This is a genomic window from Chryseobacterium sp. OV279, from assembly GCF_900128945.1.
GTDB lineage: Bacteria > Bacteroidota > Bacteroidia > Flavobacteriales > Weeksellaceae > Chryseobacterium.
In genome coordinates, this window is sequence record NZ_FQUD01000003.1 from 711332 (window position 1) to 731032 (window position 19701).

Annotated in this window: 19 protein-coding genes; 8 read left to right on the plus strand and 11 right to left on the minus strand. The window is 37.9% G+C overall.

What is annotated here, in order from left to right:
- Positions 1-6 precede the first annotated feature (6 nt).
- The 4 genes from BUA72_RS15655 (at position 7) to BUA72_RS15670 (ending at position 2400) form a co-directional block, all read left to right on the plus strand.
- Positions 7-468, plus strand: coding sequence for an SRPBCC family protein (locus BUA72_RS15655; protein WP_072923791.1), 462 nt, complete (start codon positions 7-9; stop codon positions 466-468).
- Between the two features lie 131 nt (positions 469-599).
- On the plus strand, positions 600-1178 hold the full coding sequence (locus BUA72_RS15660) for a YdeI/OmpD-associated family protein (protein ID WP_072923792.1): 579 nt from the start codon (positions 600-602) through the stop codon (positions 1176-1178).
- 219 nt (positions 1179-1397) lie between these two features.
- The gene (locus tag BUA72_RS15665; protein ID WP_047455535.1) at positions 1398-1796 is read left to right on the plus strand and encodes a DoxX family protein; all 399 of its coding nucleotides are present in this window, start codon (positions 1398-1400) and stop codon (positions 1794-1796) included.
- A gap of 46 nt (positions 1797-1842) precedes the next feature.
- Entirely contained in the window at positions 1843-2400 is a 558-nt protein-coding gene (locus BUA72_RS15670) for a DUF4256 domain-containing protein (RefSeq protein WP_072923794.1), read from the plus strand.
- A gap of 190 nt (positions 2401-2590) precedes the next feature.
- Here BUA72_RS15670 and BUA72_RS15675 read toward each other — a convergent pair whose 3' ends face one another.
- Complete coding sequence (locus tag BUA72_RS15675) at positions 2591-3550, minus strand: hypothetical protein (protein WP_072923795.1); 960 nt, start codon at positions 3548-3550, stop codon at positions 2591-2593.
- Positions 3551-3773: 223 nt separating this feature from the next.
- On the opposite strand from BUA72_RS15675, the gene BUA72_RS15680 reads away from it, so the two are divergent.
- On the plus strand, positions 3774-4274 hold the full coding sequence (locus BUA72_RS15680; RefSeq protein ID WP_072923797.1) for a hypothetical protein: 501 nt from the start codon (positions 3774-3776) through the stop codon (positions 4272-4274).
- Positions 4275-4407: 133 nt separating this feature from the next.
- On the plus strand, positions 4408-4689 hold the full coding sequence (locus tag BUA72_RS15685; protein ID WP_072923799.1) for a hypothetical protein: 282 nt from the start codon (positions 4408-4410) through the stop codon (positions 4687-4689).
- Positions 4690-4750: 61 nt separating this feature from the next.
- Here the strand turns inward: BUA72_RS15685 and BUA72_RS15690 are convergent, their stop codons facing one another.
- Positions 4751-5785 carry a threonine aldolase family protein gene (locus BUA72_RS15690; protein WP_072923801.1) on the minus strand — a complete coding sequence of 345 codons (1035 nt, stop codon included), beginning with the start codon at positions 5783-5785 and terminating at the stop codon, positions 4751-4753.
- 85 nt (positions 5786-5870) lie between these two features.
- Between BUA72_RS15690 and BUA72_RS15695 the strand changes: the two genes are divergently transcribed.
- A complete protein-coding gene (locus tag BUA72_RS15695; RefSeq protein WP_047455276.1) occupies positions 5871-6524 on the plus strand; it encodes a metal-dependent transcriptional regulator in 654 nt (217 codons plus the stop codon).
- Positions 6525-6737: 213 nt separating this feature from the next.
- Here the strand turns inward: BUA72_RS15695 and BUA72_RS15700 are convergent, their stop codons facing one another.
- The 4 genes from BUA72_RS15700 to BUA72_RS15715 form a co-directional block, all read right to left on the minus strand.
- A complete protein-coding gene (locus BUA72_RS15700; RefSeq protein WP_072923802.1) occupies positions 6738-7904 on the minus strand; it encodes an aminotransferase class V-fold PLP-dependent enzyme in 1167 nt (388 codons plus the stop codon).
- A 115-nt stretch (positions 7905-8019) separates the two neighbouring features.
- Complete coding sequence (locus BUA72_RS15705; RefSeq protein ID WP_034725537.1) at positions 8020-9159, minus strand: hypothetical protein; 1140 nt, start codon at positions 9157-9159, stop codon at positions 8020-8022.
- 27 nt (positions 9160-9186) lie between these two features.
- Complete coding sequence (locus BUA72_RS15710) at positions 9187-10089, minus strand: TssN family type VI secretion system protein (protein WP_047455280.1); 903 nt, start codon at positions 10087-10089, stop codon at positions 9187-9189.
- 54 nt (positions 10090-10143) lie between these two features.
- Positions 10144-11061: a type VI secretion system baseplate subunit TssG gene (locus BUA72_RS15715; protein WP_228407897.1), complete on the minus strand. Its 918-nt coding sequence runs from the start codon at positions 11059-11061 to the stop codon at positions 10144-10146.
- Positions 11062-11461: 400 nt separating this feature from the next.
- On the opposite strand from BUA72_RS15715, the gene BUA72_RS15720 reads away from it, so the two are divergent.
- Positions 11462-12253, plus strand: coding sequence for a S1/P1 nuclease (locus BUA72_RS15720; RefSeq protein ID WP_047455284.1), 792 nt, complete (start codon positions 11462-11464; stop codon positions 12251-12253).
- Between the two features lie 81 nt (positions 12254-12334).
- Here BUA72_RS15720 and BUA72_RS15725 read toward each other — a convergent pair whose 3' ends face one another.
- The 5 genes from BUA72_RS15725 to BUA72_RS15745 all read right to left on the minus strand — a co-directional run bounded on the left by BUA72_RS15725 (position 12335) and on the right by BUA72_RS15745 (position 19644).
- Positions 12335-13603 carry a hypothetical protein gene (locus BUA72_RS15725; RefSeq protein ID WP_072923805.1) on the minus strand — a complete coding sequence of 423 codons (1269 nt, stop codon included), beginning with the start codon at positions 13601-13603 and terminating at the stop codon, positions 12335-12337.
- A 217-nt stretch (positions 13604-13820) separates the two neighbouring features.
- Entirely contained in the window at positions 13821-14765 is a 945-nt protein-coding gene (locus BUA72_RS15730; RefSeq protein ID WP_072923807.1) for an aldo/keto reductase, read from the minus strand.
- Between the two features lie 575 nt (positions 14766-15340).
- Entirely contained in the window at positions 15341-17146 is a 1806-nt protein-coding gene (locus BUA72_RS15735) for a hypothetical protein (RefSeq protein ID WP_072923809.1), read from the minus strand.
- A 554-nt stretch (positions 17147-17700) separates the two neighbouring features.
- The gene (locus BUA72_RS15740) at positions 17701-18450 is read right to left on the minus strand and encodes a DeoR/GlpR family DNA-binding transcription regulator (protein WP_072923810.1); all 750 of its coding nucleotides are present in this window, start codon (positions 18448-18450) and stop codon (positions 17701-17703) included.
- A gap of 6 nt (positions 18451-18456) precedes the next feature.
- Positions 18457-19644 (minus strand): MFS transporter, encoded by a 1188-nt coding sequence (locus tag BUA72_RS15745; protein WP_072923812.1) that lies wholly within the window; start codon positions 19642-19644, stop codon positions 18457-18459.
- Positions 19645-19701: the final 57 nt, after the last annotated feature.

The window sequence follows — 19701 nt, forward strand, 5'->3', positions numbered from 1 at the left end:
CAAAATATGGAACTCAAAACAAAAATTCACGCCGAAGACGGCAAACAGGAAATATTCATCACAAGGGAATTTGATCTTCCGGTAGAATTACTTTTCAAAGCTTATACCGAAACAGAAATTGTTGAACAATGGATGAATACTAAAGTTCTGAAGCTTGAAAACAAACCACATGGCGGCTATGAGTTTGAAACATCCAATCCTCAGGGCGATGTGGTTTTCCGGGCCAATGGAACCATCCACGAATTTGTTCCCGAGCAGAAAATCACAAGAACTTTCCAGATGGAAAACATCCCTTTCCCTGTTCAGCTTGATTTTTTGGAATTTGAAAAACTCACAGATCACACCAGTAAACTCACTATCCAAACTATCTACAAATCTGTTGATGTCAGAGATCAAATGCTGAAACTACCTTTCGCACAGGGGCTGAACATGGCGCATAACAGATTGGAAGAAATTTTTAGAAAATAGAAATTAGAAATTAGATGTTAGAAGGTCGCAGTTTTAAATCATCCCCCAAAATCTAATACATTCAAACTCAAATCCCCTCGAACCCTCCCACTCTAATACTCTCAAACACACAAACCCTCAAACTCACCACCATGAATCCAAAAGTTAATTTTTTCTTCGATGAAGCCACTCAATGGCAGAAAGAATTCAAAAGGTTAAGAACAATCCTTCTCAATACAGGTCTTGAAGAAGAACTGAAATGGGGCTGTCCATGCTATACCTATCATGGCAAAAATATCGTGCTGATCCACGGATTTAAAGAATACTGTGCCCTACTCTTTTTTAAAGGAGCTTTACTTAATGACACCCATCATATTTTGATCCAGCAGTCCGAAAATGTACAGGCTGCACGACAAATCCGTTTTACAGTACTGAAAGAAATCATTGATCTAGAAAAAGTGATTCCAATCTATGTGTATGAAGCGGTAGAAGCTGAAAAATCAGGGATAAAAGTTCCGATGAAGAAAACCAAAGACTTCGAAACGCCTGAAGAATTTCAAAACAAATTAGATCAAAATTCGGAATTAAAGGAAGCTTTCGAAGCCCTTACTCCCGGGAGACAAAGAGCCTACCTGCTCCATTTTTCTTCAGCAAAACAATCAAAAACAAGAGAAGAAAGAATTCAAAAATATATTCCTCAGATCCTTACAGGAAAAGGTCTGAAAGATTAACTTAATCTGAGTTCGGAACAAGAAGTTATAATTAAAAGGAAGGAAGATGAAAGCTGGAGGATGGAAGTTACTATTGGCCGGTAAGTATTTAACAATTCCTTTTAAATGTCTTGAAATAGTTCCAAGAAGATTAATAAAAACAGATTGTATTCTATCTTTGGACTTCAATAACTTCCCGCTTCGAGCTTCTGACTTCCTTACATAATAATAAAAACGACTATGGAAACACAGAACAAATCACAAAAAAGAAACAGAATCATTTATTGGATCTTCACGATCTGGATGGCACTTGGAATGGTATCTACCGCCATCGTCCAGCTCATGAAAAACAAAGACGAACTCGCCAACTTCACCACTCTTGGTTACCCCGCTTACCTGATGACCATCATCGGCGTTTGGAAACTTCTGGGTGTCATCGCGGTTCTTATCCCAAAACGGCCGCTATTGAAAGAATGGGCATATGCCGGATTTTTCTTCGTTATGTCAGGCGCTTTTATCTCTCACATCATTGTTGGTGATACTTTGGGACGAACCTTTCCTGCTTTATTATTGTTAATTTTAGTCGGTATTTCATGGTATTTCAGACCTGCAGACCGAAAAATATCTACTTTTAATTAAACAGAGATTAAAAAACATCAAATACAATCACTTTAATACATAAAATATGAGCAAAAATAAACTAACAGCCGAACAAAGCGGAGAACTTTTAAAAGTCTTAAAAACCCGTTTTGAGAAAAATATGAACCGCCATAAAGGCCTGAGCTGGGAAAAAATACAGTCAAAACTGGATGCAGCTCCTGAAAAGCTATGGTCATTGAATGCAATGGAAGAAACAGAAGGTGAACCGGATGTAGTAGATTACGACAAAAAAACAGATGAATACATCTTCTTCGATTGTTCCGCCGAAAGCCCGAAACGCAGAAGCCTATGCTACGATTACCAGGCCTGGGACTCCCGCAAAGCCAATAAACCCGAAAGCAATGTCATTGATAAAGCCACTGAAATGGGAATAGAACTCCTGACTGAGGAACAATACCGCCAACTTCAGGAACTGGGAAAATTTGATTTAAAAACATCAAGCTGGGTTAAAACACCCGAAAACATAAGAGAATTGGGAGGCGCTGTCTTCTGTGACCGTCGGTACAACACGGTTTTCATGTATCATAATGGTGCAGATTCTTATTATGCAGCGAGGGGTTTTAGAGGAATGTTGAAAGTGTAACAAGGTTCGGATTCTTATTATTCTTCAAAACTTTTATTTTAAAATATTGATTTTAAGCTCTCGCAGATCAAGCTGATGATGCAGATTCTTTTCATGCTATTAAGTTGATTAAGCGCGAACATCTGTTTAATCTGTAAAATCTGCGGGAGCTTAAAAATATATGCCTCGATCTATCAGAGCCCCAATTAAATTAATCCTTTCTAAGCCACGGCGATTCTACACTCCAAAAAATAATATTCACACCCAAATAATGCTCAGCATAATCCACGAACTCTTCCTTGGTAAAAGGCTTCTTCGTTTTTGGATTTTTATACGTTAAAGTCGGTTCCTGCACCGCCATAGCTACTAAAGATAGTTTTCCTCTATATTGATTGAAAAACGGATAGGAATTTTTCATCTGAGCATTTTTGTTGGGAACAATGTCCGGTCCGCCCAATGCGATGTTATTTTTATAGGCAAATTCAAATAATCTCGACATATACTGATGATCATTCTCCCATTCACATGGAAAAAAATTCACATATTGCAGCACATAGGAAGTTTTAAAAGCATTTCTGGCGTACTTTAAATTATCAAGTTCAGCCTGAAAATATAGGTCACAGCTGAAGCCCGTTTTATCCTTTTTCATATCAATGTCTATGGAAGTTTCAGGTAAATTGATTCCCTGAATTTTCCCATCAAATTTTTTCGCCAGTTCTCCTATCAGCTTCTGATATCTCTGTTGAACAGTAGGATTCCACTGCTGTGTTACCCAACCATTTCCGACAGGTTTATTCTCACCGGGATTATCATATTGAGGAACCAAACCTCCGTTATACTCTTTTTCGGTTAAAATATAATCCGGGACATATCTGGCTTCCGGTTCAAAGAAGCGGTCCTGAAGCTGGATGAATAATTTTCTATTCAGGCCTGACAAATAGTTCAGATCATTTTCAATTCTGGAAAAATCATAAACATCTTTTGCGGTTTCTAAGGCTCTCCAGCTATACACGATCTGTACTCCGCCAATATCTTTCCTGGTAATCATTTTTTCAATGTTTTTCAGGTCTCCGGATGAAGTGTAAATATAATTCTGAGGCGTTTGTGCTGTGAAAAGCTGTAAACCCAAAGCAAGCCAGCCCAAAACTGCCATCTTAAATAATCGTGTCATAACTGTGAAATTAAAAGATTAATAGTCATCATTTATCGTGCCCAAGTTGGTTTTAGATTCATATAAAAAATTTAATAAAAATTATCAATCCTGTTTATTTGGAAGAAATTACAGAATATGTTTACGGAGAATTATTTCTATTTGTATCTAATTTTCTTTCATATTTAAATACTATTACTAATTTAGTAGATTGAAATTTGAATTTAATATAACAACATTGGGTATGAAAAAATTAATCTTACTGGGTTCAGTATCGGTTTTACTGATGAACTGTAATAAAAAAACAGAAACTCCGGCTCCAACAGCTAAAGTTGATACAGCTGCGGTGATTGAACCTGTGGTAGATACACTGGGACCAAAATCATTCTGCTATATGGCTGTTACAGGAAAAGACAGCGTCTTTGCATCCATCGATGACAATCTGGGAACGATTACCGGAAAATTGGCCTATAAAAACAATGAAAAAGACAGTTCAAAAGGAGATGTAACCGGGTTTAAATCAGGAGATACATTAAAACTGACGTATGAATTCCAATCTGAAGGAACAAAAAGCAAGAGAGATATTTTCTTTATTCAGAAAGACAATACTTTAACGGAAGGAATTGGTGATCACAAGGAAGAAGACGGCCAGTCTAAATATGCCGATGAAAAAAAGATCAGCTACAAGGACGGACAAAAACTGGAGCCTGCAGACTGCAAAGTGGTTACAAGAGCTTTAAAATAATTTAAAAATCAATTATTCTCCGCTATTTGATATACTCTGCATGGTATTTGCTATAAAAATGTCTCACTAGAAACAACAATAAAGTAGTATTATGCAGCATTTTCAATTTCAGCCATTTTCAAAAAGTGAATTTATGGAGAGCTTAAAGAAAACTTTTCCTCAATATAAAATTCAGACCGGTTTTGGAGCACTTCAGGTAAGAACCAGCGGATTTACTCTAACCGGAAACGTGAAAATTACAACGAATCCTGAAATAGGAAAAGTAAGCACGGAAACCTGCTTGGACTCAGCGGTCCTTTACCTTATTTTCTGTTTTCCAATCGGCATTTATATGATGATGAAAAAACAGAAGGTCAAAAAATTTGAAAGCGAGGTGATTGCGGGAATTAAAAAAATACTGACTGAAGACAAATAATCACTGTCAAACAAGATAAAAAGGTGGCTTCGAATTTCTCGGCCACCTTTTTTACTATCTTTTACTGAAGTTCTTTTTTAATCATTTCGATAAAACGCTCTACCGCTACATCACCTGTATTCCATGAGGTAATAAGGCGGATCGCAGAAGAGTGTTCGTCTATCTTTTTCCAAACGTAGAATTCAAAATGTTCGGACAGAATTTCAATCAGTTCATTGCTGATAATCGGGAAAATCTGATTGGTATAGGTGTCAGAAAGAAATTGTACTCCTCTTTCTTTCATCGCATTTTTAATTTTCATAGCCTGAATATTGGCATGTTTCGCCAAATCAAAATACAGATCATCTTTCATCAGTTCCATAAACTGGATGCCCAGAAGACGTCCTTTAGCCAGTAAAGCACCTTTCTGTTTGATATTGAAAGCAAAATCCGGCTGTAAATCTTTATTATTAATTACAATAGCCTCTCCTATCAATGCTCCGTTTTTTGTACCGCCCAGATAAAAAATATCTGTCAGTTCTGCCACTCTTTCCAGCGTCAGATCACTGATCTCAGAAGTCAGTCCATGTCCTAATCTGGCACCATCCATAAACAGATACAGCCCATTCTGACGGCAAAATGCTGAAAGTTCTTCCAGTTCCTGAGCCAGATAAACCGTTCCCAACTCTGTAGAATTTGAAATATACACCAGCTTCGGCATGACCTGATGCGGAACATTCGTGTGGCTATCCAGAACCGGAACAATATCCGAAGGTCTCAGTTTACCGTCTTCAGTTTCAATGCTTAATACTTTATGCCCTGTTGCTTCAATGGCTCCTGTTTCGTTATTTAAAATATGTCCAGGCGCTGCAGAGATCGCACATTGATATGGCCTTAAGATGGAAGAAATTACAATCAGGTTCGCCTGTGTTCCTCCGGAAACCAGATAAACGTCAGAATTCTCGTTTTTAATTTTTTCTTTGATCAGTTTTTTGGCCTGAAGAGAATATTCATCTTCGCCATATCCGGCCTGCTGATTCAAATTAGATTGTATAAGTGCTTGTAGAATATTCGGGTGACACCCCTCGGAATAATCGTTTTTAAAAGAAAATTTCATAGAGTAAAATTAAAAAAAGTTAAAATAACAAGAGCAGATTTTACATAATATTTTGTTAGATTTGTACTGAAAATCATCTAACATTTTGAGAACAACATTAACAGAAGAAAATTATCTGAAGGCTTTGTTTCATTTAGTTGACAATGAAGGGAAAGTAACGATCAATGAGCTCAGCAAATTTTTAAATGTAAAAATGCCGAGTGTGAATAACATGATGAAGAAGTTTGCCGACAAAAAATGGGTCGTTTATGAAACATACAAGCCGCTGGTAGTTACAGAAAGCGGAAAACGGGAAGCCGCGCTGGTAGTCCGTAAACACAGGCTCACCGAAATGTTCCTTGTGAAAAAAATGAACTTCGGCTGGGAAAATGTCCACGAGATCGCAGAACAGCTGGAACACGTTCATTCACAGGTCTTTTTTGACAAAATGGACGAAATCCTGGATTATCCTAAGTTTGATCCTCATGGAGAGCCTATTCCTGACAAAGACGGAAATATTATTTCACAGGAACTGCAGAAACTAAGTGCCTGTAAACTCGGAGAAACCGTCATTTTTGCTTCCGTTACCCTTTCAGACGACGGATTCCTAAGCTATTTAAATGAAAGAAAACTCCTCCTGAATACGAAAATCAAGGTGATTAAAATCGAAGATTTTGATAAATCGATGACGATAGAAATTGGGGACAATAAGGAAATCCTTAGCAGAAAGGCTACTGAGAAGATATTAGTGAAGAAATAGAGGTTCATTGGTGGCTTCAAGTTGCTTCAGCCACCAATGCTTCGGTTAAGCTATAGAATGAACGATTATTCTAGTTCGGCTATCACCAAAAATTACTGGGTGACTAAGCTACCGAAGCCACAATGTTCAGTTACGCTATGAAATGAACGATTATTCTAGTTCTGCTATCTCAACAATTACTGGGTGGCTGAGGCACTCGAAGCCACCTTTAACCTATCTCTCCAGCATTCTCACCACTTCCTCAATTTCCTCAGAAGTATTAAAATAATGCGGTGACAGACGGATAGCACGATCCAGATTCTTTAACGTAGAATCAATCAGGGCATTACTTTTATTGCTTACCGAGAAATAGACGTTATTCTCTTTCAGTATTTTATAAATCCCGTCGGTACTTCCGTCAGGAGCACAGAAAGTAACGATACTTGCTAAATTACGCCCTTCGTCCAGTATTCTTAATCCATTGCTCTGAAGCCCTGTTCTCAGCTTTTCTGCTAATTTTCTATTATAGATTTCAATATTCTGAAGACCAATTCCATTTGCGTATTTTGCAGCTTCGGTAAATCCTAAAATAGAACTGATGGAAGTTTCCCAATGCTCAAATCTTTTGGCTGTTTTAAGGAGTTTATAATCATTGAATTCCGTCCATTCTGCGCCATTCATATCTAAAAAAACGGGAGCCATTTCCATTTCTAAAACCCGGTCTGAAACATATAAAAACCCAGTTCCTCGTGGTCCTCGCATAAATTTCCGGCCTGTAGCCGTAAGAAAATCGCAGCCTATTTTGTTAACATCTACCACCAACTGTCCTACCGACTGACAGGCGTCCACAAGATACAGCACATCATAACGACGGCAGATCTCCCCCGCTCCTTCTACATTCTGAATCAGTCCGGAATTGGTTGGGATGTGGGTAACCGCCACAAGTTTCGGATGATGCTTTTTAACCAGGTTTTCCAAATCTTCCAGATCCAATTCATGATCCGAAAGGTTTTTAACCCTGATCACTTTAACCCCTGATTTTTTCTGTAATGAAAAAAAGGCAATCTGATTGGAGATATAATCATCATTCGTTGTAATAATAACATCACCATTTTCAAACTGAATGCTTGATAAAGCTTTAGCATACGCATCAGTAGAACTTACTGTAAACGCCATATTTTCCGGTTTAGCATTAATCAGTTGAGCCGCTTCTTCATAAAATTGGTGAATCTTTTCTTCATTCCTGTCAGCCGCCCCATAGGCTCCGTATTCCTGTTCCAGATAGATATGATCGGTCATTGTTTTAACCACAATTTCCGGCATCAGTGAGCCACCGGCACTGTTTAAAAATAGTTTATCTGTACAGCCAATAGTATCCTGTCTGATGATATGTAGGTCCATGTTTTACTTAGTTTTAAAATTGATTGATGATTTGTATTTCAGTTTCATTCTCCCTTTTTAAACATAAAAAATCCCGAAAATTAACGTCCGGGATTTATATATTAAAATGTTTCCATTAATCTAAAACGCTCCAACCTCTCTTCGGATTGGTGTTTGAAGACACTTCCTGTTCGTTAACGATGATATTTTCTTTTCTCTGACCGATGTAGTCAAGTTCGCTTAGTTTAGAGAAAATAATTTCCAGGCTGCGAAGCATCTGCTGAATGTACAGTAACGGCTCTCCACAGTTGTGATGATCATAATTGGTTTCTGCCACGATAGAAAGCTGATTTAGTAAAGTATGAGGCGCAATTTCACTCCACTCTAAACTGTAGTTCAGCATTTCTTCCAGTTCGGCAGGTACCAGAAGCTGGGTAGAATTGTATAGATGAAGGGCTAATTTTGCAAAAGCCTCAATCAAAAATACAGGCGGTTGCCATGGAATAATATTTCTGAACTGGAAATACATATCTCCAAAAGTATTCACCATAGTGGTACACAGAAACTTTACATTCTGTGCAAGGGCTGTATTTTGATTTTTATGGGATGCTTTCTGAATGATCTTAAAAGCGTACTGCTGCAGATTTCCTATAGATTTTGCATAGCTACCATAATAATCCAGCAAAACAGGATGACTCTGAATAGAAGTACACGGCGGAATAAAATTGGAATCTACCTGTGCGATATTCGCTTTCAGGTCTACTTTTCCGATGATCAGATAATTTCCTCCCGAATAGCTGCTGTTCAGTGAAGTGACAGGAAGCAGTTCGATGTGGTGATTCGGCTGTGCGCTTGGATGACGGGGCGGAATTTCTTCAGGATCAATATCTCCGAAAGGCACTTTATCAAAAGGATTGACAGAGATCAGGATATAATAATCTCCATCTGCCTGCTCTTCACTCATAGATCTGGCCAGAGATTTTACACTGACTCTCCTATCTGTTAAATCAATACGGTAACCGGCCATTGTGATAGCGCTGCATCTTTTGATAACAAGCTGTACATCGTTGGTAGCGGTATTATGGACATCAAAAATAGTTTTGTCCGTAAATTCGTTTGAAATAGGCAGAAGTCCGTAATTATATGTGTTGATCCCAAGCGAACTGGAATCTCTGATCGTATCAATTAAAAAATTATCCTGATCATTAAGGTGTCTCTGGGAAACTTTCATCCCATCAACCCAATTGATCGCAAAATGTTTAATAGGCTGTATCATATGTAATACTTTTTAAATTTTCTGTGATTATGATTTTTTCAATAGTCCTTCTTCCTCATGCTGGATGACTCTTTTGCAGATCACCACTTCATTTTCTGAAATGCCGTTCGTAGAGATATCCTGGTCGAAATCAAGGTATTTTCTAAAACTGAAAAATGATTTTTTGGTGTAAAAAATCCAGTAATAAGGTTCTTTTTCCATATCCGAAAGGTGAATAATCGAGTTCGGATTTTTATGGTTGTAATCGTCTACTACTCTATAGAACCAATCTCCGAAAGTGACTCCGGTCGGTAAGGTTTTAGCTTTGATCCTGAATCGGTTTGTATCTTCCAGGTTTTTACTCAATTCCACATTCAATACCATTAATCGATCAAAATCAGCCCCTTCAAAGTCCGGTAGCTTCTGATCCGGAGAATATCTCCACGTTTTATAGATATCAAAAGGAATGCTGATAAACTGAACGTAGCAATAGTAAAATACCATCGGAACAATAAAGATCACTATACTGGTGGCAGCCATTACGGCATATCCTGTTCCTTTGCTGATCCAGTTAAAGATTAAGGTAAATAAAAATCCTCCGAAGGCAATACACGTCAAAGAAAGTATCGATTCAAATAAGATGCTCATCCCCACAGAATCAATATGCTTTCTGAAATATCTGTGCAGTAAATTGACATGAATAATCCCGAAAATAAGGTAAAAAACCTGTGCAATAAGATACCAGTACGGGTTAAAAAGATTCCCTGCAAAACCGAAAATTCCCGGCAGTGCAAGACATAAACTGCAAAGAAGAACGTATATAATAATTACCTTAATTTTGATAGCAGGCTTGTTTCTTCTGATAATACCCAGAATAAACATCATGATCACAGCGATTAAAGGCATTAAAATATACCTTAAAAAAATACCTTTTACTGAAGAAATTTCCATTAGTTTCTTTTCAAATTTATACTTGGTTGGTCGTTGTAAATATAATAAATTATTTTAGAGGAATGTAGAGTATCCGAGACGGCTCGCATTTCTTTCATCATCTTCCAGACTGAATGAATATTCCAGTTTCTCGGTGATGAAATTCTCCTCCACATCCACCGTTACAGGAAGAAAATAATCATATAAAGCATGAAGTACATTTCTGAACGGACTTCCGGGAATATACTTTTTCATATCCTCATAAGGAATCGGGCCTATGTTGACTACCCAGTTCCGTTGCCCGTCCATATGTCTTCCGCTTGGAATATAGGTAACCCCTAATTTTGAATTCCCCAATAACATAGAATCGTCATTTCTCTCTATCCTGTCGATGATATTCGGTGCGAAAGTAACCTCTACCGGCACCTGCAGAAAAGCAGTCATGCATCTTTCAAACCACCTCTTGTCCCCTCTTATCTGGTGGAAAAACGGCAGAATATAGATGAAAATATAAGCGCTCTGCTCATCAAGCATTTTAATAAGCGGCCAGAGCTCACTTACGGTATCCAAAAGCGTATCTGTGCTGCTTGAAATATCAAATTCCGATTCCTTAAGCAGGGAACTGATCTCTGTAAAAAAGATCTCCAGCTCAAAAGGACGGAAAAACTTCCGGGCATCCTCTTCCACTTTCTTCTGCTTGCGGATTTCGCGGACTACGGTATCTACATTTTTTCTGGAAGCTCCCAAAGACGGCGGATGGAAAAGTCCTTCCGGGAGATAGTCATAAATGCCTTCTCTATACGTTTCTATGGTGAAGACTTCTTCATCAAATCCTAAATAACTGCTCGAAATACTTTTGATATCCTTGAGGTAAGCACGGTCGTTGATCCCGATCCGTTCTATAAATATATTACTTACCGCCCGCTGATACTTCAAAAGATTCACCGCTACAGCTTCCGCTTTGAAGTCGGTCTGCAGTTTATTGTAATACATGTCTACAATATTATTCTCATACATAGTGTTTCCTGTGATTATGACTTGTAAAGATAATATATCTCGTAAGTTTGAAAAAATAATTTGCCACTAATTTTATTTTAAAAATACTAATTTATCTGCATTAAAAGGAATTATCTGTGACAAATTCCGTGAAAATACGGTAATACTGCACTGTAGAGGCTGTAAGGCTGAATATTTAAAAATTAAAGGTTATCATTGAGGGATAAGCATTTATAATACAAAACATGTCTTGTTTCCGGTATTTATAGAAATTTATACTCCACTTTTATTATTTAGATTAATTTTTATTAACATCCCATTGACAAGAAATTGGTCATAATTGATACAGGTTCGGAAACCGGAACGTATCTTTGCACCTTGTAAAATGTTATTTATAATGAAAAGTATTTATTCTAAAATTCTGATTTTAGCATTCATTTCATCTTCACTTTATTCCTATGCATGGGGATTAACGGGACACCGTGTGATCGCGGAGATCGCTGAAAACCATCTGTCGGGCAAAGCAAGAAGAGAGATCAAAAAAATAATGGGTAAAGAACGCCTGGCGTATTGGGCCAACTGGCCGGATTTTATCAAATCTGATACCACAGGTGCATGGAAGCAGGCTTCATCATGGCATTACGTAAACGTAGATCCAATGGCTGATTTTAAAACGTTTGACCAAACTCTTAAAATGCAGGCAGGTCCAAGTCTTTATACGCAGGTGAACACGTTATCCAGCCAGATCAAGGATGAGAAAACGTCTGCAAAAGACAGAAAAATCGCTCTCATCTTCCTTATTCACATTATGGGAGACCTTGCACAGCCTCTTCATGTAGGAAGAGCAGAAGATCTTGGAGGAAACAAAATCAATGTAACGTATTTCGGGGACAAAACCAATCTTCATTCTGTATGGGATGGGAAACTGGTAGACTCTCAGAAATACAGCTATACAGAATACGCTAACCTTTTAGACATCAAATCTAAAGAAGAAGTGGCACAGATTCAGACCGGAACACTGGAAGACTGGTTGTACGATTCTCATAAAATCGCCAACAAGATCTACGCACAGACTCCAAACGATTCGAAATTATCTTACGATTATCAGTACAAATTCAATGATACGCTTGAAAGACAGCTTCTTTACGGAGGTCTGAGACTGGCAAAAGTATTGAATGAATTATTTTAATCATTGATATTTAAAAGCTTAAAATACAAAAGCGGCCTTTTTCAGGCCGCTTTTTTTATGTATTCAACTGTCATTTAAAGATTAAGGACACGGAGTTTGAGAATAGCCACCGTTACTGTTCGGCTTGGCATTGATTTTCTTAAAGTTACCATTAGCATCCATCTTGGTTAATGCAATCCCTGAATTGTATTTATCCAGTACATGCGCCAGTCCGGTTTCTCTGTTTGGAATATCTGTATAATCGTCAAACATACTTCCTGAAAAATTCGGGGCAAAACCTGGAATCTGACTTGGAGGATAATTCGATATAAAAGATTCAAATAAATTCGCATTGGTAACGACCAGTGCGTAGACTGTACCGCCGGGAGTAACAATATATCTGGTGTTAAAACTTGGATAATTGTTGTGATAGCTGATCATGCTGTAAACATCTCCTGCAGAAGGCGGCGTATTCCCCGGATGGTTGTGGATATCAGCTTCAGGATAATTGTAAGGATTATTAATATTTCCGCTGTTGGCATTTAGTTCCTGCACGCCGGTTGCCTTAAGCTCACCGTTCGGAGTGTCTCTTCCCATACCTACTCCATTTTCTTTTCCGTTTTGATTGAAATTATTCATAATTCCCTGTTTCGCATCACTGAATTTCTGTGTTTTAGAATTGTCTGTGGCTTTTTGCGATCCTGCCTGAGCTTTTGTACAGGGATCATTCGGATTATTGGTAGGCGGAATGACCGTAATTGGAGGAATCGGCGGACCTGTCGGAGGCTGTGGATTGGTTGGCGGATTTGGCACAGTGATCACGACCTCTTCAATGGAACCGTGGCATTTTTTACCACAGGAATCCATATCTCCGTCTCCTGAAAATTTAGAGGAAATGTCTGAAATGATTTTTCCGTCAACCACCTTGATTTGGTATCTCATAGAACCTTCCAGTGCGATGTAGGTAACATTTCCCGTCATCTTTTTCATAATCTCATGAGCGCCAAGCCTGTGATCTTCTGCAGAAAATTTTTCATTGGCTTCAAATTTCCATAAGTGTCCGGAAACCTTGTCACCGTCGATTCTGAATGTCAGTTCTTCAATCAGTTTTTCACTTTCATTTTTTACCGGAACCGAGATCAGAATAACGTTGTTCTCATGTTTGAAAGTTCTGGCATTTTCCCATTCGATCTGCTTTCCCGAAATAACGGCCATATCCTTTACATAGTCTTTTCTGATGTAAGAAAGCGGATTTTCCTGAAGCTTCACGGTTTCAGTTTCGGTTTCTAATGCATCATGAGCACACCCCTGCAGTGAAAATAAGGCCAGCATACTTCCCAAAAGAAAGAGTGGCAGTAATTTTTTTTTCATTGTTCTTAGTATTTAAAGGGCGCAAATATATTAATAAATCCAATTAATGAGAAATAAAAAATAATTAATTTCCCTAGATTTAACAGTACATTCACAGGTTATTCATCTATACAGTTATCATTGTTTTTGTTATGATATCTCCACAAACAAAAGATCCGTTCAGTACCTTACCGAACGGATCTTTCTATTGAGTTAAAATAAAGTTTCTGAGAAAAAATTACTTACTGGCCTGATTAAGCAGTTCTATATCTTCCTGATCCAGTACCAGTTTCGGAGCCTTAAATAAAGTATCCAGCTGAGACGCACTGGTTGCGCTTACAATCGGTGCTGTGATCAGAGGATTAGCTAAAAGCCACGCCAAAGCAGCTGTTCCCTGTGTCGTCTGATGCTTTTCACTCACCTGATCCAAAGCTTTTAACACTTCAAGTCCTTTGTCATTCAGGTATTTTCTTACGCCTTCACCTCTCTGACTTTTGCCCAAATCAGCTTCTGTACGGTATTTTCCGGTAAGAAAACCTGCCGCTAATGACCAATAGGGAAAGACGCTCAGATCAAATTCTTCTACCAATGGAGCGTAGTTTTTTTCAAAACCTTCTCTTTCCATTAAATTATAATGAGGCTGCAATGCCACATATTTGGGAAGATTGTTCTTTTCCGCCGCTTCAAAGGATGCTTTCAGACGCTCTGGAGAAAGATTGGAAGCCGCTATATACCGTACTTTTCCGGCTTTAATGATCTCATCATAAGCAGAAAGTGTTTCCTCAACAGGAGTTGTATGATCATCAAAATGCGTATAATAAAGGTCAATATGATCGGTCTGAAGTCTCTGTAACGACTCATCTACCGATTTCAGGATATGTTTTTTGCTGATATCAAAACCGTGCTCTTTTGTTTCTGATCCTACTTTTGTCGCTAACACAATGTTCTGACGGTTACCACGGCTTTTCATCCATTTTCCGATGATTTCCTCAGACTGCCCTCCTCTTCCGTTCACCCACCATGAATAAGTATCTGCGGTGTCTATAAAGTTGAATCCGGCCTCTGTAAATTGATCCAATATATCAAAAGACTGTTTCTCATCAAGCGTCCATCCGAAAACATTCCCGCCAAAATTAACAGGTGCTACAGACAGATCGGTGTTTTTTATATTCCTTTTTTCCATAAAAATGAATTCTAATTAAAAATTTAAGAAGGATCTAAGGTAAGGAATATCGGAGAGGATTCCAGATTCAAAATAAGCATACGGTTTATAGTTATTATAAATGGAAAAGCTGATTATTACTGCTTTTTTATCATTAAAGTTTTTTAATTTTTTTGTTGGAAAAGCGCAAAGGTCGCAAAGAAATTTGAACAGATTATGTTGTAAGGCGCTAGGATTTTATCTGCGATAAAATGGTAGACCGATCAATAAGCACCAATAAACTTGCTGAAAATCTCTGATTTTCTTGCGTCTTAAAATATCCTCAGTTTTTGTTCAACCTTTGCGTCTTTTGCGTTTTTCCAACTATAAAGAATATCATAAATGTTTAGCTGGATCGTTTCACGGCTCTATTATGAAGGTTTGAAACTTTACATATCAATTGAATAAATACACGAATTACTTTTCCTATTTCAATCTCAAGGAAAATAAAAGTTTAAACAACTTCATTAACAAAGAGGTTTTATATTGTCAGAATTAAATAAAAAAACAGCTTCCACCATGAAAGCTGTTTGATCTATCAATTAAAAAAAATACTGTTACTTTTCAACCTGAGGAACCTCAATGGCTGTCAGCATCAGTTTGTATTCCTGCAGTTGCAGGTCTATGGTTTTCAACCCGCTTTTAAAGAAGGTTGATGTATTAAACAGTTGATGATAATATTCAATGCCTTCCAGTACATTTTTCTTGAACGCATTCCATTTTTTCGTTTGGGAATGGGTGATCTGTGCTGAAGAGTTGGCGATTTCCTTTTTAAGATAATCCACATACATTTTCAGTTCATTGATGAACATATTCGGGCGCTGGTTATCCGGAAGGATATTAGTATTTCCATAAATATGCTGTACCATTTCAGAAAGCGAAACTTCCTTATCAAAAAAGGCAAGATTAGGTCCCGGACATATCACTACGCCTTGTTTCTCCCCTTTTATTTCCAGATCCTGTTCCATATAGGCAGCATTCACTAAACCTACACACAGACAGGCTTTATCCGTGATTTCTGTTTTTCTTTTGTTAAATTCTTCAACCGTGATTTCAAGATTCTCCTGAAGTTCTTTTAATTTAATGTCCTGATACTTTTTAGAAGCAGTACATGTTCCCTGTGGTGAAAATTCTTTGCTGAGTGCCAGCAGTTTTTTCGGACACGAGCTTCCGTATTTTCCGGCGGCTTCCTTTTGTTCTTTCAATAACTCATTGGAGGTTCCTCTTACTGTATTGAAAGGAACGCCCAAAGGTGAGATATTACTGAGATAAAAATCTTTTTCTCCTGATTTTAAAAGCAGATTCCTGGTTTCGGTATCTACAGAAGTCGCTTCAGGAACCAGTAAAAACGGAGATCCCCATCCTACACTGTCCACCTGATAATTGTCAAGCAGAAATTCATGTTCTTCAGAAGTTCCTACCCCGCCCTGAACGGTAATTTTCATTTCCAGAGGCTCAGAAACAGAATGCTTCCCCTTTTGTTCCAGTGCAGCAATCATTAATGAATGGGCAGATTGAATCAGATCATTTTTTTTCTGCTTAAATTCTTCCATGATGGGTCCAAGCAGCATCCCTTCCGTAGCAAAAGCATGGCCTCCGCAGTTCAGTCCGGATTCTATCCTGTATTCTGAGATCCACAGTCCTTTTTTAGCAAGGAAATTTCCCTGAATCATCGCTGAACGGAAATCACTTACCTTAAGAATAATTTTCTTTTTCAGAACCCCATTCTGATCTGGGAAGAAATCATCAAACTCCTCAATATAGCTGTACAAACGGGGATTCATCCCTGCAGAAAGCACCATGGAAGAAGATAATTTACTTTGAGCAAAACCACGAAGCGAAGCATGCGCATCATTGAACATCACCGGAAGCTGCTCATCTTTTTTATAGTTGTCTTTATCCACTTTCGTCATGATGTTGACATCGATACTTCCCGGCTTTAAATTGGTTTCAATGAAATTTTTGATGTTTGAGCCTAAATTGTCTTTTTGGCTGACCAAATTCTGAAGCCCGCTTTTCAAATCCGAAGTATTGGGCAGTATGGCCATAAAGTTTTTTAAAGCTTCCCTGTTTTTAGTGATTTCCTGTTTGAAAGATTCAAATTTTTCATTCACGATATCATCTACCATATCCAGGTAAGCCGTAATTCTTTTTGCCCTGTAATCTTCTGTTTTGGTTGAAATTCCTAAATAATCAAGATTGAATTTCTTGGTATAAAAGCCTTTCATTTTTTCCAGGATCTCATCATCGATAATGGAAATAACGGAAGAAATTCCATATTGGGCTACACGGATCGGGCTGTCTATGGTATACGCCAGACCCATCACCGGAATATGGAAATTGTGTAACGGTTTATGTGTCATTTTATTTTGATAAAAATTCTTTCGTTAAGAATGGATTAAAATTCCTAAAACACTCCATTCCTATTGAAATAAGTGCCGTAATCAGGAACTTTAATTACCTAAATTTATCATTTTAATATTAGCTATGCATTAAATAACACTTATAATATCGGAAATATGCTAAATATCATTCTTTTCGAAACTGGCAGAGAAGAATTGTTTTATGATCTTAAGGTGAGATATAATTAGAATTTATCTTAACCATTGTTTTTCACACAAAGTTGCAAGGAATTATAAATCAAACTCTTTTTAAGGTGCAAAGATTTTATCTCCGATAAAATTATATTATGTCATTGCGAGGAGCTATGCGACGAAGCAATCTTTAAAATACTTTTTATGGTATAAATCTGAGATTGCTTCACCTACCGGTTCGTAATGACAAAGGTGTTTTTTTACATATATGACATGAAAGAAATAGCTTCTAACTTTAAAACCTTTCTATCCTAGTAAAGGAATTTCAGCACAAAAAAATACCTCTAAAACAATCGTTTAAGAGGCGTTTCGCATGCGAAATTTTATATAATCTGAATATTTGTATTTCTGAAAGATTCAAGTTCAGGATCCGTTGAGTCGAGATCTGTAATCAGGCAGTCAATCGCATCAATCGGACAGATTTTAAAGGTTTCTGTACGCCGGAGCTTATTCTGATTGGCTAATGCGATTATTTTTTTTGATGACCGGACCATTGCTTTTTTAGTTTCTCCATCCGGAATGGATGTCGCTGAGACACCGAAATTTGAATCTACAGCACAGGTTCCCATGATAAAGAGATCGGCAATATATTGAGCGGCATCATTACAGGTTGTTGCGCCTGTGGTTACAGCCAGCTCATGATCGTATAATCCGCCCAGCATAACCAGTTCTATATTTTTAAACTTACTGATGATAGAAGGAAGTGAATAATTATTGGTAATCACTCTGAGCTGTATATCCAATGGCATATAGCTGGCGACGGCACAAACAGTGGTTCCTCCGTCCATAAAAACAGTCATTCCATCTTTAAGAAACGGTTGTGCTTTTAAAGCAATAATATCTTTTTCTTTGGTAAGAAATGACTGCCTGTCATGAAAAGAAAGCGGGTCTTTTTCTCTTGATATCGCTCCTCCCCTTGCTTTTGACAGCAATCCGTTGCGATGCAGAAGATCAATATCTCTACGGACTGTATCTTCGGATACCTGAAGCAGTGAGGCCAAATCTTCAAATTTGACCTTATTCTTTTCTTTTAACTGGCTAAGTATGATTTCGAAACGCTCTTCTTTTAACATGATCGTTTATGATTTCCTGAATTTATAAATTAAAGCAACCGCAATAAACAGCAAAGCTATGGCTTCAAAAGCGATTGTCAAAGAAAAATGATGGGCAATAAAACCCAGCAGTGCAGGACCCGCCAACTGGCCCGCATAACCCATCGTAGTAATCACCGGAATGGTAACGGCTGGAGACAATCCCCTGATTTTCCCTCCTTCTGTGAAGAAAACAGGAACTATATTGGCTGCCCCGACACCAAGCAGGATAAATCCGGCAAGAGACAGCCCGATCCAGGGACTTAATGTTAAAATAAATATACCCAATGAAGCGATGATACTCCCTGCTATAACCACTGTTTTGCTACTGAACTTGCTTACAATCGCATCTCCTGTGAGCCTCATTACCGCCATGGCTACAGAGAAAGCAGCATATCCGATTCCTGAAAATTCAGGCTGAACATTCTTATTATCCCGTAAAAATATAGCACTCCAGTCCAGCATAGCTCCTTCTGAAAGGAAAACAATAAAGCACATCAGTCCTAAAAGCAATACACTGGAATTGAACCATTGAAAACGGCTGGAAACAGCTTTAGCTTCATCAACATGGGAAAACTTCAGAGTGATTTCCTTTTCTGTCTGATAATTAAAAAGATTTCTATATTGAAGGACCAATAGCAATACCAGCAGAACAGAGATCGTAATGGCTGCATGAACAGGATTAAGCCCCACTTTGATTAAAAATCCCAATCCTAGTGAACCAAACAGACCTCCCACACTGAATAATCCGTGTAATGATGACATGATTGGTTTTCCATAGCTGTTCTGCACTTGAACTCCGTGAGCGTTCATCGCGACATCTATACTTCCAATACTGCATCCGAAAGCAAAAAGCGCGGCTCCCATGATATAAACGTCTGAAATAATCAGTAGACAAGGCAGTAATAAAGCCGCTGATAATACACTCCCTAAAATCACTTTCCTGGTTCCCAACTTACTGATCAGTATTCCTGATAAAGGCATCGTTACTAAAGCTCCGCATCCTAACAGCAATAAAAGTAATCCTAAATCCGCTTCATTTAATGCTAATCTGTCTTTCGCCAATGGAACCATAGGTGCCCAACTCGCTATTCCGAGACCACAAACTAAAAATATAAACTGAGTCGCTCTTTTCGCTTTGACAATCTTTCCGTCAATGACATTTGATATATTCATTTTGCAAATTTACGCAAAATTGCATAAGTTTGCAAAATATTAATTCAAAATAATCAT

Bases quoted from the DNA above. Each gene is read 5' to 3' on its own strand.
- BUA72_RS15745 (WP_072923812.1), bottom strand. From the start codon at position 19,644: ATGAATATATCAAATGTCATTGACGGAAAGATTGTCAAAGCGAAAAGA.
- BUA72_RS15730 (WP_072923807.1), bottom strand. From the start codon at position 14,765: ATGGAAAAAAGGAATATAAAAAACACCGATCTGTCTGTAGCACCTGTT.
- BUA72_RS15715 (WP_228407897.1), bottom strand. From the start codon at position 11,061: ATGTATTACAATAAACTGCAGACCGACTTCAAAGCGGAAGCTGTAGCG.
- BUA72_RS15665 (WP_047455535.1), top strand. From the start codon at position 1,398: ATGGAAACACAGAACAAATCACAAAAAAGAAACAGAATCATTTATTGG.
- BUA72_RS15675 (WP_072923795.1), bottom strand. From the start codon at position 3,550: ATGACACGATTATTTAAGATGGCAGTTTTGGGCTGGCTTGCTTTGGGT.
- BUA72_RS15705 (WP_034725537.1), bottom strand. From the start codon at position 9,159: ATGATACAGCCTATTAAACATTTTGCGATCAATTGGGTTGATGGGATG.
- BUA72_RS15735 (WP_072923809.1), bottom strand. From the start codon at position 17,146: ATGACACATAAACCGTTACACAATTTCCATATTCCGGTGATGGGTCTG.
- BUA72_RS15655 (WP_072923791.1), top strand. From the start codon at position 7: ATGGAACTCAAAACAAAAATTCACGCCGAAGACGGCAAACAGGAAATA.
- BUA72_RS15700 (WP_072923802.1), bottom strand. From the start codon at position 7,904: ATGGACCTACATATCATCAGACAGGATACTATTGGCTGTACAGATAAA.
- BUA72_RS15690 (WP_072923801.1), bottom strand. From the start codon at position 5,785: ATGAAATTTTCTTTTAAAAACGATTATTCCGAGGGGTGTCACCCGAAT.
- BUA72_RS15720 (WP_047455284.1), top strand. From the start codon at position 11,462: ATGAAAAGTATTTATTCTAAAATTCTGATTTTAGCATTCATTTCATCT.
- BUA72_RS15680 (WP_072923797.1), top strand. From the start codon at position 3,774: ATGAAAAAATTAATCTTACTGGGTTCAGTATCGGTTTTACTGATGAAC.
- BUA72_RS15710 (WP_047455280.1), bottom strand. From the start codon at position 10,089: ATGGAAATTTCTTCAGTAAAAGGTATTTTTTTAAGGTATATTTTAATG.
- BUA72_RS15740 (WP_072923810.1), bottom strand. From the start codon at position 18,450: ATGTTAAAAGAAGAGCGTTTCGAAATCATACTTAGCCAGTTAAAAGAA.
- BUA72_RS15725 (WP_072923805.1), bottom strand. From the start codon at position 13,603: ATGAAAAAAAAATTACTGCCACTCTTTCTTTTGGGAAGTATGCTGGCC.
- BUA72_RS15670 (WP_072923794.1), top strand. From the start codon at position 1,843: ATGAGCAAAAATAAACTAACAGCCGAACAAAGCGGAGAACTTTTAAAA.
- BUA72_RS15660 (WP_072923792.1), top strand. From the start codon at position 600: ATGAATCCAAAAGTTAATTTTTTCTTCGATGAAGCCACTCAATGGCAG.
- BUA72_RS15685 (WP_072923799.1), top strand. From the start codon at position 4,408: ATGGAGAGCTTAAAGAAAACTTTTCCTCAATATAAAATTCAGACCGGT.